The 15,876-nt window shown below is 35.1% G+C and carries 14 protein-coding genes and 1 tRNA gene; 4 read left to right on the forward strand and 11 right to left on the reverse strand.

Annotation, left to right across the window (positions count from 1 at the left end; genetic code table 11):
* Nucleotides 1-183: 183 nt before the first annotated feature.
* From ABWU31_RS01330 to ABWU31_RS01340, 3 genes are all read left to right on the forward strand, one after another.
* Nucleotides 184-256: transfer RNA gene (locus tag ABWU31_RS01330), tRNA-Val, on the forward strand.
* Nucleotides 257-363: 107 nt separating this feature from the next.
* On the forward strand, nucleotides 364-1,179 hold the full coding sequence (locus ABWU31_RS01335) for a cation diffusion facilitator family transporter (protein WP_253303571.1): 816 nt from the start codon (nucleotides 364-366) through the stop codon (nucleotides 1,177-1,179).
* A 52-nt stretch (nucleotides 1,180-1,231) separates the two neighbouring features.
* Nucleotides 1,232-3,052: a hypothetical protein gene (locus ABWU31_RS01340; protein ID WP_353271272.1), complete on the forward strand. Its 1,821-nt coding sequence runs from the start codon at nucleotides 1,232-1,234 to the stop codon at nucleotides 3,050-3,052.
* Here the strand turns inward: ABWU31_RS01340 and plsY are convergent.
* The 6 genes from plsY to recA all read right to left on the reverse strand — a co-directional run bounded on the left by plsY (nucleotide 3,047) and on the right by recA (nucleotide 9,315).
* The gene (gene plsY, locus ABWU31_RS01345) at nucleotides 3,047-3,619 is read right to left on the reverse strand and encodes a glycerol-3-phosphate 1-O-acyltransferase PlsY (RefSeq protein ID WP_236514372.1); all 573 of its coding nucleotides are present in this window, start codon (nucleotides 3,617-3,619) and stop codon (nucleotides 3,047-3,049) included. The genes ABWU31_RS01340 and plsY overlap by 6 nt on opposite strands.
* 147 nt (nucleotides 3,620-3,766) lie before the next feature.
* A complete protein-coding gene (locus ABWU31_RS01350; protein WP_077188354.1) occupies nucleotides 3,767-5,233 on the reverse strand; it encodes an alanine/glycine:cation symporter family protein in 1,467 nt (488 codons plus the stop codon).
* Between the two features lies 1 nt (nucleotide 5,234).
* Nucleotides 5,235-6,578, reverse strand: a complete 1,344-nt coding sequence (locus tag ABWU31_RS01355; protein ID WP_038199325.1) for an alanine/glycine:cation symporter family protein — start codon at nucleotides 6,576-6,578, stop codon at nucleotides 5,235-5,237.
* Nucleotides 6,579-6,600: 22 nt separating this feature from the next.
* The gene (locus tag ABWU31_RS01360) at nucleotides 6,601-7,371 is read right to left on the reverse strand and encodes a CDP-alcohol phosphatidyltransferase family protein (RefSeq protein ID WP_015589351.1); all 771 of its coding nucleotides are present in this window, start codon (nucleotides 7,369-7,371) and stop codon (nucleotides 6,601-6,603) included.
* On the reverse strand, nucleotides 7,368-8,060 hold the full coding sequence (locus tag ABWU31_RS01365) for a phosphatidylserine decarboxylase (RefSeq protein ID WP_007548750.1): 693 nt from the start codon (nucleotides 8,058-8,060) through the stop codon (nucleotides 7,368-7,370). The genes ABWU31_RS01360 and ABWU31_RS01365 overlap by 4 nt, the downstream gene beginning before the upstream one ends.
* 187 nt (nucleotides 8,061-8,247) lie before the next feature.
* Nucleotides 8,248-9,315 carry a recombinase RecA gene (gene recA / locus ABWU31_RS01370; protein WP_010963008.1) on the reverse strand — a complete coding sequence of 356 codons (1,068 nt, stop codon included), beginning with the start codon at nucleotides 9,313-9,315 and terminating at the stop codon, nucleotides 8,248-8,250.
* 583 nt (nucleotides 9,316-9,898) lie between these two features.
* Between recA and ABWU31_RS01375 the strand changes: the two genes are divergently transcribed.
* Nucleotides 9,899-10,731, forward strand: a protein-coding gene (locus ABWU31_RS01375; RefSeq protein WP_353271062.1) for an IS5-like element ISWpi1 family transposase whose coding sequence is annotated in 2 segments (ribosomal slippage) — nucleotides 9,899-10,268 and nucleotides 10,268-10,731 — 834 coding nt in all. Because the reading frame shifts where the segments join, the coding sequence is not laid out codon by codon here.
* A gap of 36 nt (nucleotides 10,732-10,767) precedes the next feature.
* On the opposite strand, the gene ABWU31_RS01380 is transcribed toward ABWU31_RS01375, so the two are convergent.
* The 5 genes from ABWU31_RS01380 to ABWU31_RS01400 all read right to left on the reverse strand — a co-directional run bounded on the left by ABWU31_RS01380 (nucleotide 10,768) and on the right by ABWU31_RS01400 (nucleotide 15,467).
* Nucleotides 10,768-11,779 (reverse strand): IS630 family transposase gene (locus ABWU31_RS01380; RefSeq protein ID WP_353271270.1). Its coding sequence is split into 2 segments (ribosomal slippage): nucleotides 10,768-11,316 and nucleotides 11,318-11,779, totalling 1,011 coding nucleotides; the frame shifts between segments, so codons are not numbered across the junction.
* Between the two features lie 44 nt (nucleotides 11,780-11,823).
* Nucleotides 11,824-12,276: a hypothetical protein gene (locus tag ABWU31_RS01385; protein ID WP_353271273.1), complete on the reverse strand. Its 453-nt coding sequence runs from the start codon at nucleotides 12,274-12,276 to the stop codon at nucleotides 11,824-11,826.
* A gap of 52 nt (nucleotides 12,277-12,328) precedes the next feature.
* Nucleotides 12,329-13,750: an Asp-tRNA(Asn)/Glu-tRNA(Gln) amidotransferase subunit GatB gene (gatB, locus tag ABWU31_RS01390; protein WP_353271274.1), complete on the reverse strand. Its 1,422-nt coding sequence runs from the start codon at nucleotides 13,748-13,750 to the stop codon at nucleotides 12,329-12,331.
* Nucleotides 13,751-14,518: 768 nt separating this feature from the next.
* Complete coding sequence (locus ABWU31_RS01395) at nucleotides 14,519-15,154, reverse strand: transposase (protein ID WP_082246250.1); 636 nt, start codon at nucleotides 15,152-15,154, stop codon at nucleotides 14,519-14,521.
* A complete protein-coding gene (locus ABWU31_RS01400; protein WP_007548762.1) occupies nucleotides 15,138-15,467 on the reverse strand; it encodes a transposase in 330 nt (109 codons plus the stop codon). The genes ABWU31_RS01395 and ABWU31_RS01400 overlap by 17 nt, the downstream gene beginning before the upstream one ends.
* Between the last annotated feature and the right edge of the window lie 409 nt (nucleotides 15,468-15,876).

Raw genomic sequence — 15,876 nt, forward strand, 5'->3', positions numbered from 1 at the left:
AATCCCTGTATTAATATAATTTATATCTTAATAAATAAAGTATAGATAGTTAACTTAATATGTAAAATTTAGAATATGGCTGAAATTCTATACAGCTATATTCCGGAATCACATTGGACAAGGACAAAAGCAAAGTGGTTTATTGACTTTCATTCCACCAAAGCACTATACTAAAACCACGATGGGTAATTAGCTCAGTTGGTAGAGCACTTGCTTGACGTGCAAGCGGTCGCTGGTTCGAACCCAGTGTTACCCACGTTTTTGTTTATGAAAAGATTTTATATGACAGCAGTGCATAACGGTAAACACTCAGCAGCGCAGTCCAAGCGCTTAATCTATTCCATAATAATAGTTGCGATAACAATGTTTATGGAAATAGTAGGTGGAATAATTTCACATTCGCTTGCTCTATTATCAGATGCAGGGCATATGCTCACTGACCTCTTTGCCTTGGTTTTAAGCTGGTTAGCACATAGGTTTTCAGCTAAGAAATCCGATTTGCAGAGATCATACGGATATCATCGGTTGCAGATAATTGCAGCATTTGTTAATGGTTTAACTCTATTCCTCATTGCAGTAATCATTATAATTGAGTCAATAAAGAGGTTTATTTTTCCAGTCAATGTTGAGTGGAAAGTAATGTTAGTAATTGCTACACTTGGCCTGATCTCTAATATCATAGTCTTTTTTATATTGCATAGTAAATGCGAGAGCAATATAAACATAAAAAGTGCTGTACTACACGTTATAGGAGATATTTTAGGTTCTGTAGCTGCTATACTTGCATCCATAATTATCATGTTTACTGGATGGCAAATGGTGGATCCGATTTTATCGGTATTTGTCAGTGTAATCATTTTGAATAGTGGCTACAAAATTCTAAAGAATTCTTGCCACATACTTCTTGAAGGTACACCTGAAGGGATATCTACTGAGGAAATAAAAAGTAAGATCACATCAGAATTACCTGAAGTGATAGATGTGCACCACATACATGCATGGTCACTGTCTGATAATTATTTTATAATTACCATGCATGCCAAAGTAAAGCAAGATGCACAACACACTGATATTTTGTATGAGATAAAAAAAATACTACTAAATAGGTTCGAGATAGCACACTCTACAGTCGAGATCGAATACGATGAGTGTGCGGATAATAAAATACTTAAACATTGACGTTTTAAATTATTATGCTATTACTAGAGTGTAATGATGTCAAAGGTAGGCTATGATAGGCATTTCTCAAATACAATTTCCTTCAAAGGAATCTAGCAAGCTAAAGTTTGTTAGTTATTTTGCAACTTTTGTTTCTTTAAGCATTATCACTAATCCCGTTAATGTTCTTTTTTCTCTTGGTACTATATTCTTCAGGTCTGAAATTAAAACTCTTTATATCTACAAAGAAATAAAAACGGCAAAACAGCAAAAAATGAGCAAAAGGGAATATTGGGAAATATTTTTTAAGAACAATACAATCAAGGTAGCAGCCTTCCTCTTGTTTTCTGCTTTCATAACATATCTAACTTTCACTACCACTTTCTTGCTTATTTCGTTACTGGGAACTATACCACTTACAATGCTATTAATTTTATTGCAGAGTGAACTAAGGCCAAAAGATTTTAACCCATTTACGCTGCTTAAAGCTTCTATAAATTTCTTTTTGGAAGGTATAAAAGAGAATTTACGTGGTATGGTTAATAGTTTTGATGTTAAGCTTGAACATTTACTGCCCCATCAATTAAATGATGATATCATTAAAAATATTGATAAATTAAAAGATAAGTATGGTGAAGAAGTATCCAAAGACGTTATTAATGATAGGGAATTCAAGCAATTTATTGAATATATAAATGATTTATATGAACTTAATTATCGTCAATTTAGTGATGAAGATAAAGGAAGAGTAATTGCATTTTTAAATGACTTTTGCAAAGATGATCAAAAGCATAGCTCCGGCTTTACAGGTGGACGGATTTTACTTTTAGTTCTGAAAGCCTGCAATGATGGAGACAGAGAAGCTGTAAAAAATAAAAAAGACGCGTTAATTACAAATTTGCTTGATAGCCAAACTTTCTCTAGAAAAGAGCGAGTTCCTAACACTTGCTTCACCGGTATTATCTATAGAATGTTAAGCACGCTAGAGGGTATTCATCCTGATCCAGAAATTAGATTTACTCCTCCAAGGCAAATATTACTTTCAGAAGCACAAAATGAAGCACGTAAGTTCATGTTAGACAGGTTAAAAAACAAGAAAAACAATAAAGAAATTTTTAAGGCTTGGTATGACGTTCAAAATGGTTATGAAGAAGATGAAAGTCAAAAAATAGTTGATGATTTTATTTCAGAAGTAAGTATTCCTTTAATGAGAAAATTATTGAGTATTACTTCTCAATATAGTGAACAAATTGTGCTGACGTTAATGAAAAATATTAGCTCTATAAAGTTAAATAAATTACAATGTTGTGAGCTGGTTCAGCACATGAGAAATAAACTGCAGGAGCATGGTTTAGGTGACCAAGAAAGTTTACTCGAAAACATCGGAAAAAAAGTATTCTTAGAGCTATTAAATCGAGATCTACTCGAGACAGATTTTTCTCTCAAGGATTCATCTTTGGATGGAGCTAAAAGAATAGCTAACAAAATAATAATAGGAGAAGTTGAGAAATTTAGGTCAGAAGCTGCTGAAAAGGCTAGGGAAGTTAACTCTATAGAAGTTCAAGTGGATGTTACATTGCGGGGTCTGTCAACCTTGCCGCGAGAAAAGAAGTGTTGCATTGCATATAGCAGACTAAGTGGCCAGTATGAAGGTGATGAGAGAGAGATAATGGAGAACATCTTACTAAAAAAATTAGAGATAACGAAAAAAGAAATGAATAAGATGCTAGAAGAGAATGATATACGTAAACTAAAATTAGCACTTGATGATGCATGTAAGAAAAGTGGAAAAAACATGGAAGAAATGATAAAAGAAGTAGAAGAAGTAGTCTCAAGTCGTTTCTCGCATGAAGTATCTGTTAGTAATATAGCAACAGAGTCAGCACACTTATAAAAATTTATTTTCCTTACCTTGCAGAAGATTCACAATATTTCTGTGGTGTTTTAGGAAGACCAGTGCTCCTATAATTAGTAATGTTAAGAACAAATTCCTCTGAAAAAAAAAGGACCATGCTACAGCCGTTGAAGTAGCACTGAGTGAAGCAAGGGAAGAGTATTTAAAGGCAAGAAAGACTATTATCCAAATTATTACGAATACTAAAGTAATATCAATGTTAAATGCTATCAGTATCCCTAGAGTGGTTGCAACGCCCTTTCCTCCACTGAATTTTAGCCAAATAGGAAACATGTGTCCTAAAACTGCTAAAATTGCAGATACATATATATAAAAATCGTTATTATCACAAAATTGTTGTGCTATATAAACGGCAATAAATCCCTTAAAGGAATCCAGAAATAATGCCAAAGCAGCAAGAAATTTATTTCCCGTCCTTGCAACGTTTGTAGCACCAATGTTTCCTGAACCTACTTCTCTTAAGTTTATCCCTTTTATTCTTGTAATAATTAAGCTAAACGGTATTGAACCGAGTATGTAGGATAGTGTAAGGACTATAACTAACACAGGTAAAATTTACTGATTAATAATCGCAAAATTTCGTCATCCCGCTGCTTGTTAGCGGGATCTATGCTGAGATACCGCGAATAAATCGCGGTATGACGTAGGGAAATCTTACTTATTATAGCTATACCTCTCCGCATATGCCAAAATTTAATTGATTTTATTATTCCTCAGCCTTTTTAGGTAGCACTGAACTTCCTCGTTAATCTGATTACTAAACAGTATAAGCGCTGTCATGTTGATAAGAGCTAAACAAGAGAATAAAGTTCCGCCAATATTAGCAATAGCCATTATGTCTTTAGAAAGGCCAGAGAAAAACGCCACAATTATTACCGCTATGCGATATATCACTATACTTTTTGCACCAAACAAATATAACCACCCCATTTCACAACAATATACAAATGAAATTACCGAAGAAAATGCAAACAAAGGTGCAGCTATGGTTAAAAGTATAGGAAACCATGGAGAAACTGTCTCAAATGCCTTTTGAGTAATTAATATCCCTTCACCAACACTAGTCTGGTATGCACCTGTTATTACTATTGTTATTCCTGTTAAACAGCAAATTAACATTGTGTCAAAGCATGGTTCTATCATAGCAACAAGCCCAGTTCTTACTGGTTCTTCATCTTTAGTTGTTGCATGAGTAATTGAAGCAGAACCAACACCCGCTTCGCTGGCAAAGATTGCCCTTTGAATTCCAGCAACAAATGCTCCTACCATCCCTCCACCAACAGCATTGAAATCTATCATAGTGGAAAATAATATTTTTAACGTATAACCAAGGTTATGAATATTAAATGCAATAATAATAATACAACTAAAGATATATATAAGTGACATAATAGGCACTAGTGCAGAAGATACTCTAGCTATCCTTTTAATTCCGCCAATAATCACTAGAGCAAGCAGCGCAGAGATTATGGAAGAAAGAAACCAAGAGTGACCATCTACCCAACTTGAATAGCCAGATAATATTGAAACCATTTGATTGGTTTGAAACGCTACACTTCCACCAAGACCTGATAATACAAAGAATACTGCATACATGGCAGCCAGCACAATACCAAGTTTTTTAAATCCAAATTCCTCCAGACCATTCCTTATATACTGAAAGGGACCACTAAACAATTGGTCCTGATCTTCTGTTCTATGTCTAAACGCCAACGTTACCTCAGCAAATTTTGCTGACATACCAAAAAAACCTGTAATCATCATCCAAGGCACCGCTCCTGGCCCTCCCATTGAAACTGCAATTGCGACTCCAGCAACAGTTCCAAGACCTACTGTGCTTGAAAGTGCAGTCATAAATGCCTGAAAATGCGTAATATGACCATCATGGTGATTCGTGTCATATTTTCCACATAAAATAGCAAATGCATGCTTAAACATTCTTATGTTGAGAAATCCAAACCGTAATGTTAGAAACACATAACCAAAAACCAGTAGAAGGATTATAAATGGCACGTAAAGGATCTTGAAAAACAGTACTTCATTCATGAAATTATTTATTCCGTTCAACACAGCGTCATAACTTTCGTAAAAGCCTGAAGCAGCGTACACATCATTAAACAATAGGCAAAATAACACCATACAAAGCAATCTATAAATCATGTTAATACCCTTTAGAATTGTAATAAGAATCTATTGTATTCAAAACTTCCCTTCTTAGTAGATATATTGCAACAGCATTTGGAATCATAAGGCACATAAACAAACTGTCACCTAGATAAGATATAAATTCTATATTCTTTGACATACAGCTGATATACACTGAAACCACTATAAGAATTTGGAACGGTATCAGTATTTTTTTACTACCAAATAAATACAGCAAAGCAACTTCACAGTAGTAACAATAAGCTATTATTGTGGAAAATGCAAAGGAAAACATCATTAGCGGAAAAACTAACTTGCTGAACAAGGGCAAAGCTGTTGAAAATATCGAACTAATTAGTGTAATATCACCCACGTTATCAGTGCTATGCATACCAGTGATAATTATCACAATACCAGTCAAAAATGAGATTAATATTGTGTCTATAAGTGGTGCAATCATTGCAACGCACCCAACTTTAATTGGATCTTCTTCTTTTACAGCTGAATGTGCTATAGCTGCTGTTCCGGTACCTGCTTCGTTAGCAAACACTGATCTTCTCACTCCGGCTATTAATCCGCTCAATACTCCGCTTCCTATAGCTGATTTATTGAAGATATCTTGGAATATTATGGATAGAGCATTCAGCAAATTACTTCCGTTTACATAAATTAAATATATACACATACCCACATATAGCACTATCATAATTGGTGCTAAGCTCGTTGAAACGAAAGCAATGCGCTTTATTCCTCCCAATATTACAATAAAGACAAGCAGGGATATAATAATGGATGCGTTGTATTCTAGGAGGTTATTTGATAGTGCTGCTATTTGATTTGCTTGAAATGGTATACCGCCCAAAATCATTGCAATAAGTAGCATAATCGCATAAGTGAAGGCAAGAAATCTACCAGTTTTTGCAAATCCAATTTTTGCAAGCCCGTACTTCATGTAATAAAAAGCCCCGCCAGTTGTATTTTCAGAGCGATAAGTAAATGCAAGCACCACCTCGGCAAACTTTATCGACATACCAAGTATTCCGGTAATTACCATCCAAAAAACTGCACTTGGGCCCCCTATTGTGATAGCTATTGCAACTCCTGATATTGTTCCAAGACCAACTGTTCCTGAAATTACTGTTGCAAACGCTTGAATATGAGTGATTATGCCATTGTTGCTGTTATTACACTTTAGATTGAATAGCGTCTGTATTCCATATTTAAGTAACCTAAAGTTAATGAATTTGAACTGGGCAGTACAAAAGATTCCAGTTGCAATTACCCAAATAATTATAAATGGAATGTTGAATATCTTTATATACAGAAATGAATTTAATAGTTCACTTATCTTCAAAATCATGCAGTTTTCTATTTTTTGTTAGCTAACGAGTTTTATATGTAAAATATATGTAAAACCCGATGCTTATTGGAATAGTAAGTGTATACACTATACCTAAAATTGGTAGAGTCATCCAGGGCTTACTGATGAAAAATACAATAAGTACTCCAAAAAATGACACAAATATATAGGATAGGCTTTTGGGAATATAAATATATTTTGCAGAGAAAGTTGGAATGTGACTTATCGAAAAAAATGAAATGGCCAGAAAGTAACAAGCTACGTTTCTTGTGTTAAAAAATCGCTCTATGAGAAGTAAGTATTCACTCTCATGAGATTGAAAGGTAATAATTATTGGTAACAAAGAAAGTAAAGCACACACTGGAGCTGGAACACCAGAAAAGAAAAATTTTTCCCAGTATGGTTGTTCTGAGTGTAGCGAAACATTAAATCTTGCAAGTCTTATTGATATGCAGATTACGTATATCATTACTAAAATCCAACCTATGACTTTGATTTCGTTTAGCTTCCAAAAATACAAAAGAAATGCAGGCGCTGCACCAAAATTTAGAAAATCTGCAAAAGAATCAAGCTGGGCTCCAAAATCGCTAGTTGATTTTAGAATTCTAGCTATTCTGCCATCCATTCCATCTATTATTGCTGCAATGATGATAAAAATTACTGAGAATTCCCATTGTTCATTAAATGTAAATTTAAGTGAAGTGAGACCAGAACATAAACCCAATAAAGTTATAAAGTTTGGGAATAATTTAGTAATAGGTAAGAATCTACTGTTACTTCCATCGTTATTCATATAACGTCAAAAGTAAGCTTCTCTTGAACGTTTTCCTTATTTAAGTTTGCTATAATTGTTTCACCACCAATAACAGTTTGCCCTTCTGAAACTCTGACTTCTGTATCAGCAGGAACATAGATATTCACTCTACTGCCAAACCTTATAATTCCAAACCTTTCACCTGCTTTTACGTTCTGGGATATTCCTAAATTACAAACGATACGACGTGCAATTAATCCAGCTATTTGCTCCACAATAATTTCTTTCCCCTTTTCGTATTCAATTACAATAACCTGCTTTTCATTTTCATTACTAGACCTATTGCTCATTGCGGATACAAACTTGCCTTTTTTATAACTCATTTCCTTTATCGTACCAGATATTGGTATACGGTTCACATGGACGTTCAAAACACTTAAAAATATGCTAACAAGCGTAAACTTCTTCTCCTCTCCGTTTTCTGCTGATAAAGGATAATTAACTTCTTCAATTTTTGAAATCACACCATCAGCAGGACTTAGTATAAGATTCTTATTGTTTGGCACAGCTCTTGCTGGATCACGAAAGAAATAAGTACACAATAATGTCGGAAACAAGCACGTAACGCCAAACCCCCAAGATATAGAGAATGCTATACACGTTACTATAAAGGAAACTACTATAAATGAATAACCTTCCCTGTTTATATTAGGTAAACCAAAACACATAATCTTATTAACAATAACCTATTGTTAACAATTTATCATTTATAATTTCTCATGAAAAGCTTTTTTTAACTGCTTCAGCAAAGTCTTTTTGATACAAGGTAACATTACAGATTGTTATATTAGCACATAGAATTACCGTCATACTGTAACAACCCGTCCAACACAAAATCTAATGCCTAAGTTTAGATCAGAAAACTGATTCTTCTAAAAGTTGCTCACTATCCTCGTCTATTATGATAGAATTATCATGATTTCTGAGTAAATCTCTGATTTTCGTTTCTATTTCATTTGCGACTTCTTTGTTTGTTTTTAGGTAAGTTTTTACATTCTCTCTTCCTTGCCCAAGACGTGTGTTGTTATATGAATAGTAAGCGCCTGCTTTTTCAAGCACACCAAGCTTTGCTCCCATATCTATTATTTCTCCGAGTTTTGATATACCTTCATTGTACATTATATCAAATTTCGCTTCTCTAAATGGAGGAGCAACTTTATTTTTTACAACTTTAACTCTTGTTTCATTACCTGTAATATTTTCTTTGTCTTTTATTACACCAACTTTTCTTATATCAAGCCTTACAGAAGTATAGAATTTTAATGCATTTCCACCCGTGGTAGTTTCAGGATTTCCATACACTACTCCTATTTTCATACGAATTTGATTAATAAATATCAATATACAGTTCGCTTTTGAAACGGCAGAGGTTAGTTTCCGTAGCCCATGACTTAGAAGCCTTGCTTGCAGCCCCATATGTTGATCACCCATATCACCTTCAATTTCAGCTCTTGGAGTTAATGCTGCGACAGAGTCAATAACTATCACATCAACCGCACCAGAACACACTAAATACTCAACAATATGCAACGCCTGCTCTCCAGTGTCTGGTTGTGAAATCACTAAATCATCAGTGCTTACCCCAAGTTTACGAGCATATAAGACATCCAATGCATGTTCTGCATCGATAAATGCGCATGATCCTCCTTTTTTTTGTGCTTCAGCAATCACGTGCAAGGCAAGAGTGGTTTTACCAGAACTCTCGGGGCCAAATATTTCAATTATACGCCCTTTTGGCAGACCTCCAACACCTAGAGCCGAATCAAGCGCAATTGATCCTGTGGATATTGTGTCTATTTTTTCTACAGGGTTTTGCTTCAACTTCATTATTGCACCTTTACCGAATGCTTTTTCAATCTGGCTTATGGCGTTATCTAGCGCTTTTTGTTTATCACTATTTCTTTCTTCTGGGTTACTTGCCATAGATCATTTATTAATTTATATAATTCTCTATGATAATCAAACGCGAATAACCTGCCAAGGTTTTTCTAGTATTTATGTATTATTTCAATGAAAAATATTAACGTTTTCATAAAGCAGATATTTGTTTGCCTTCGTTAGTAACACACTATACTTTAGTGTACGAACGTTGCAATTTGCAGCATAGCAGGTGGTGTCATCCAAGTAGCCAACACTGAAATGACTAAATTCGAAATGGCTACATGAATTTATTGTAAATTACTACCGTATAAGGTGCGATGCAACAAAGCCATTCCAGTGTCAGCTACTTGAATGACACCTCTTAGATGGGTCAGCTACTCAGATCTGCCATGAAAACTGCAACCCTAAATGTTGGAGCACTGTCGTACACTAAGCGCTGTAATGACAATTTTAGTCGCTTCATACACTTATCATGCTAGTCATAACAGAAATAATTTTTACCAAAGATATTTATGAAATAATTGACATAGTTTGGAAATATGTATATTATAGAACATTAATAGTTAGAGGTTGTCCGGAAACAAGTAAAAGGCTATAATATCTGAAATTTTAGTACGGGGTAAAGATGAGAAAAAAGTATCCAACAGATCTAAGCGAAAGGGAATGGGCAAGAATAGAAAAACACTTCAGAGTATCATACAAGAAAGGAGGAAGGCCGCCAAAGTATAGCAAAAGAGAAATATTAGAAGCAATTTTCTATGTATTGCGTACAGGGTGTCAATGGCGGTATTTACCAAATGATTTTCCGCTATGGAAGACTGTGTATGAGCAGTTCAGGCAATGGAAGAAGCAGGGAATTTTTGAGAAAATGAATTATGAAATTACAAAATATAGTAGAAGAAAAATAGGAAGGAATGAGCAGCCGAGTGCCTGTATAGTAGATAGTCAATCTGTAAAGACTACAGAAAAGGGGGGATCAAAGGCTATGATGGAAGTAAAAAAGTAAAGGGTAGAAAAAGGCATATAATTACAGACACTCAGGGTTTTATACTAGGTTGTTACGTAGGCGCTGCTAACGAAAATGATAGAGATGGTATTAAAATAGCATTAAACAATATGAGAACAAAATATACTAAAGTTAAAAAAATGTGGGCTGACATGGGATACCAAGGAAGAAATTCAAAGAATCACATAAAGGAAGAATATGACATAGATATTGAAATTGTTACAAGGCCTCCATGTAGATTTTGGGTGCACAAAGATACGCCACCTGAGCTACTACCAACAAGAGAACAAGGGTTTAAAGTACAGCCAAGAAGATGGGTTGTAGAAAGGACTTTTGCTTGGGTTAATAGGAATAGAAGGCTATCGAAGGAGTATGATTTACTCACAACATCCACTGAGAATTTCATATACCTAGCTATGAGTAGGGTTATGTTAAAGAGGGAATATGCTTGAATTTACTTGTTTCCGGACAACCTCTTATACCAATTCTCATTGTTGTCCAGTCAAATAGGAAACATTGCAGAGTTGTTTAATTGTGGAGCTGGCAAGAGAAGTAATAAATTTGCACAAAGCACCCTCAAGTAGAGCAATTGTATCGTATATTTTATTGCGCAAAATGTTCTGTTTTATACATAACCAAAGCCTCTCAACAGGATTTAGCTCAGGTGAGTATGGAGGTAGGTATATAATGTCGATATTTTTAGGTACCTTTAAATTTTTTGACCTATGCCAACTAGCACAGTCCATAACGAGAAAAGCCTCTCGTGTTTCTAGATATTGCGAAATTTGCTCAAGAAATATGTTCATGCAATCAGTGTTGACATTTGGTGCAAATAAGCTAGAACTCTCTCCATTTCTAGGATTAACTGCACTATAGAGATAGAAATTTTGCCTACCTAATTTTGTTTTAACCTGTGTTCTAATCCCCTTTTTAAACCACCCATGTCCAACTTTTGAATGTGTGCCAAACCGTGATTCATCAAAGAAAAATAGCTCTTTTTCTGGATACTTGCTAATAGCTCCATTGAGATTTTTTTTTGAATTCCTCTTGTTTGCTTTTATCTTGTCCATTATGAACTGGTCTTGGTGTAATATATGAGAATTTCATCTTTTGCATATGGCGGTGTACTGTAGATTTGCTGATATTTAATCCGAACTTTTCCTGGATTCTTATTCTCATTTCTTTAATGGTGATATTAGGATTTTCTTCTATCCACTCTTCAATTTGCTGTAGTTGAGCCTGATTTAATTTAGTTTTTCTACGACGTTGTGAAGGAGCAAACAGTTTTTCTTCTCTGCCAATTTTCAAGAGTTTTACCCACGAAGTTAGTGCGCTTCTTGAAATGCAATATATTTTTGCTACAGCCGTTATACTGTACTTTTTTGCTGCAATTACAGCATTTAGTTTTTTTGAAACATATGCATTATTCATTACTTTCTTCAGCATTTCTTTTGCTGATTCTACTACTTTTTCATCCAATAATTTTGATCTTAATGCCATTTAAACCTCGCTATTTTACTTACTTCAGTATGGCTTTTCTTCCATCATTGTCCATCTGTTTGCCCTGTAATGGGAATTGGTATTACACTACTGCCTATATTCAGAAACTCATCTTCTGTGTTCATTCTTGTAAATGAAATTCCCTTATCTGCTAGACTTTCAAAGTCAAAACCGACATTTGTGGCAATAAAAAAATCCTTTATTTCACCCTCAAACTCTCCACTACTTTTGATCTTTAAATAAGCAATGAGATATTTTATTAAGCCAAACGCACCATTCTTTCCCGGTGTTAATAAGTCACCTATGCTGATCTTTTTGTGCCTACCCTGCCTGTGCTTGACTTGTATGAATCTATGTACTATTTTCCCATCTTGTTCATACCGAAGAACAATATCATCAAAATCCTTAGCTGATTTTTTCTCTGTGAATAGGCGGAAAGAATACTCTCTATCTACTGCATGTTTAGGAAACAGCATTAGCCATCTCGCTTGATACATAATACCATGAAAGGTGCGCTTAACTGCCGAGCAGGATAATCTTACAGGCACCTCACTCTAATCTCTCACTCAAAATTGAATTCACCACATCAGGGCTGGCTTTTCCTTTGGTAAGTTTCATAACTTCGCCGACAAAGAATCCGTATAACTTTGTTTTACCGCTTTTGTATTCTTGAACTTTATCTTGGTTGTTATTGACGATTGTGTCGATAACTCCTGATATTTGACCTCTATCGGTTATTTGTTTTAGGTCTTGCTCTTCTATAATTAAAGATGCAGGTTTGCCAGTTTCAAACATACTATCGAATACCTGCTTGCCAAGTTTAGCAGAGATTGTTCCATCAACGATAAAATCTAAGAGTTCGGACAAAGCATTTGCTTTGATTGGGGAGCTCACAATATCAATACCTGCTTTATTTAAACGACCGAAAAGCTCTACAGTTAACCAGGTGACCGCGAGCTTTGAATCATGTTTTTTTATCAATTCCTCAAAGTAATCAGCAATCGCCTTATCGGAAGTAATGACGTTTGCATCGTATTCGTTGATACCCAATTCCTCAATGTATCGCAGCTTTTTTTGATCTGGCAACTCAGGCAAAGATGATTTAATAGAATCGATTTTATCCTGGCTTACCTCAACAGGTAATAAATCAGGCTCAGGGAAGTATCTATAGTCGCTTGCATCTTCTTTGTTTCGCATCACTTTTGTTTTTCCCGAAGCAACATCAAACAATAAGGTATCTTGACTTATTTCTTCCCCACTTTCTAAAATTTCAATTTGTCTTTGTATTTCATAGTCTATAGCTTGCACAATATAACGTATCGAGTTCAGATTTTTTATCTCACAACGAGTGCCAAGTGCGCTACTGCCTTTTAGGCGGACAGAAACATTTGCATCACAACGAAGTGATCCCTTTTCCATATCACCATCACACGAACCAATGTAACGCAAAATCTGCCTCAATTTTTTCATGCATTCTGCAGCTTCCGCAGATGAACGGAGATCTGGTTCTGAAACAATTTCCATTAAAGCAACCCCTGCACGATTTAAATCTACATAAGTTTTGCTTTCCTCATGAACGCTCTTTCCTGCATCTTGCTCTAAATGAATTCTCGCAATTCTTATTTCTTTTTCATTGTCGTTGATAAATACTCTACCGTTTTTAACTATTGGCTCAAAAAACTGAGTTATCTGGTAACCTTGAGGTAAATCAGGATAAAAATAATTTTTCCGATCAAAGTAAGAATACTTATTAATTTCTGCAGAAAGTGCAAGACCAGTGCGTATTGCTTGCTCTATGCAGTAATAATTTAGTATTGGCAGCGTACCTGGCATTGCCGCATCAACTAGAGAAACTTGAGTGTTATGCTCAGCACCAAATTCCGTTGATGAGCTAGAAAATAGCTTCGCATTAGAAGAAACTTGAGCGTGTACCTCAAGCCCAATTACCGCTTCCCAATCCTCTTTCGTCATGTATTTTATTTAAATGATAATCTTAATATTCTGCAAAATTAGCACAAAAAGTCAAAACAAAACTCATGTTAGCTAAGTGGTATGCAGATTGTTTTACCCATAGAAACGGGTTAAATGCAAAAGATTACTTGACAAGCTTCGCCAGCCCTCTTATCATAAAATTGAAGCTATTTATTTATCTTCTCTGTACAGATTAAATGACAAAAAAACTCACGTATCTGGCGTCTCATGTTTAATTTTTTGCACTATGTGCACCTTATGTCTTTATAAAACTTCTACCTACATAAGCTGAAACGCGCTTATAAAGCGTTTAAAACATAAAAAAACGCCAACTTAAAAAATGGATAGTGAATAACTAGCTACCCTAGGGTTTCTTTTGCCTTTTTTTCTGTTTAGTAAATTTCTTAACGTTTATAATTTAGATTAGTTGCGGTTTAAAAGCAACTGAATCGCGGTTATTAAGTGTTTAGAATAAAAAAACGCCATACTTGAAAGTATAATGTAAGTAATTAGCCAACCACGGGGCTTCTTTTGCCTTTTTTTTCGTTTGGTAAATTTCTTAATGTTTGTAGCTAAACGATAACCGTCATCCCGCTACTTGTTAGCGGCCGAGATACCGCGAATGAATCGCGGTATGACGTAGGATTGCTGTCATTCCAGTGCCAAGCACTGGGATCCAGCCTTTATTATTTGGTTGAAATTAAGTCTTCTGGATCCCAGTGGGCTTTGTTGCATCGCTCTTCGGATAGTAGGTAACGTACAATAAATTCATGAAGCTATCTCAAACTTAGCCATGCCTATTTCAGTAAATTTGTTAAGCAAATAACACTTGAGTAGCAGTTCCTTCTCACGATTAATTTCAGATTTGCTCCTAAAACTAAACCCAAATATTCGCTTCAACCTTGAGAAAAATCCTTCAATATACGATCTTTTTCCGTAATTTACTTCTTCTTTCCATCTTTTTATACCATTCTCACCATGTAATTTCATTAACTGAATAGCGGCATTTCTATCAAGCATATAATCCAATTTTGGATGCTCTGCTGCGTTGTTTTTCGGAGGAATTTTCGTTTTTATACCATATTGATTACACAGCTTATAGAGCTTTTCTCTGTCATATGCCCTATCTGCATATAGTACTTTTATGACATACTGAAAATCGACTTCTTTTAGCAAATCACAAGCTCCATAGTGATCAGAGTAGACACCGTTACTGTATTTTACAGCTATGGCTTTTTTGCTGTTTGTATTCAACATTACATGCAATTTTCTTGTCTGTTCATAGCTGCGATACTTTCTATCTTCGCTATTTTCTTTGCTATGACCAGGAGTGTTGTTGTATATACTAATTCCTGTACTGTCTATAGCAATTTCGATATCTTCCATATTATTTTCTGCAATCATTGATCTTAATATTGAGTTTCTTAAACCTTCTTGATGATTGTGAATAGCTGATAACTTGCAAATTTTTCCCAATTTGCTCAAGGTATCCTGCTATAAACCCAACTGTTTGCCTCAGGCCTATTCTAAATAAACAAGTTATTATGTGCACCAAAATTACAACTTTATCGCTATAAATATTGTTGCCACCTGGTATTTTTGGACCATTCTCGTACCACTTTTCTATGGCTTCGTTGATATAATGAAAAATATTTCCTCTTTTTTCTAGAAATTTGTTATATTCGCTATGGTTACTGACCCTCATTTTTTGTGGCATATTTTTTCTTTCAAGGTTAAATGGCTATTTTATAATGAATTTTGTCAGTAGCCACCAGATTTTTCAGTTGCTATGCAACAAAGCCATCCCAGTGTCAGCTACTTGGATGACACCATTCTTTTTCCTGGATTCCAGTGTCTGGGCACTGGAATGACATCCTCCCTTGTGGAGATTGCTCTCAAATCACAATGTTCGTACAGCTATGCAAACACAAAGGTGTCATTCCAGCGCGTGACGCTGGAATCCAGTTGAGCTATTTCAACAAAAATACTGCATTTTGAGATGAACGTCTATTCTCACCAGACTTATTTACAAGTATAACAATTAAAGTCTGGATTCCAGTGTCAAGCACTGGAATGACATCATAGGGGCACTGCCCTTTTGGATGGAAACCAGTGTCAGCTACTTA

It is taken from the genome of Wolbachia endosymbiont (group A) of Alloplasta piceator (assembly GCF_964028505.1).
GTDB classification, from domain to species: domain Bacteria; phylum Pseudomonadota; class Alphaproteobacteria; order Rickettsiales; family Anaplasmataceae; genus Wolbachia; species Wolbachia pipientis.

Bases quoted from the DNA above. Each gene is read 5' to 3' on its own strand.
- ABWU31_RS01355 (WP_038199325.1), bottom strand. From the start codon at position 6,578: ATGATTTTGAAGATAAGTGAACTATTAAATTCATTTCTGTATATAAAG.
- ABWU31_RS01360 (WP_015589351.1), bottom strand. From the start codon at position 7,371: ATGAATAACGATGGAAGTAACAGTAGATTCTTACCTATTACTAAATTA.
- ABWU31_RS01365 (WP_007548750.1), bottom strand. From the start codon at position 8,060: ATGTGTTTTGGTTTACCTAATATAAACAGGGAAGGTTATTCATTTATA.
- ABWU31_RS01340 (WP_353271272.1), top strand. From the start codon at position 1,232: ATGATAGGCATTTCTCAAATACAATTTCCTTCAAAGGAATCTAGCAAG.
- ABWU31_RS01400 (WP_007548762.1), bottom strand. From the start codon at position 15,467: ATGCCACAAAAAATGAGGGTCAGTAACCATAGCGAATATAACAAATTT.
- ABWU31_RS01350 (WP_077188354.1), bottom strand. From the start codon at position 5,233: ATGATTTATAGATTGCTTTGTATGGTGTTATTTTGCCTATTGTTTAAT.
- ABWU31_RS01395 (WP_082246250.1), bottom strand. From the start codon at position 15,154: ATGATTGCAGAAAATAATATGGAAGATATCGAAATTGCTATAGACAGT.
- recA (WP_010963008.1), bottom strand. From the start codon at position 9,315: ATGGCAAGTAACCCAGAAGAAAGAAATAGTGATAAACAAAAAGCGCTA.
- gatB (WP_353271274.1), bottom strand. From the start codon at position 13,750: ATGACGAAAGAGGATTGGGAAGCGGTAATTGGGCTTGAGGTACACGCT.
- ABWU31_RS01385 (WP_353271273.1), bottom strand. From the start codon at position 12,276: ATGTATCAAGCGAGATGGCTAATGCTGTTTCCTAAACATGCAGTAGAT.
- ABWU31_RS01335 (WP_253303571.1), top strand. From the start codon at position 364: ATGTTTATGGAAATAGTAGGTGGAATAATTTCACATTCGCTTGCTCTA.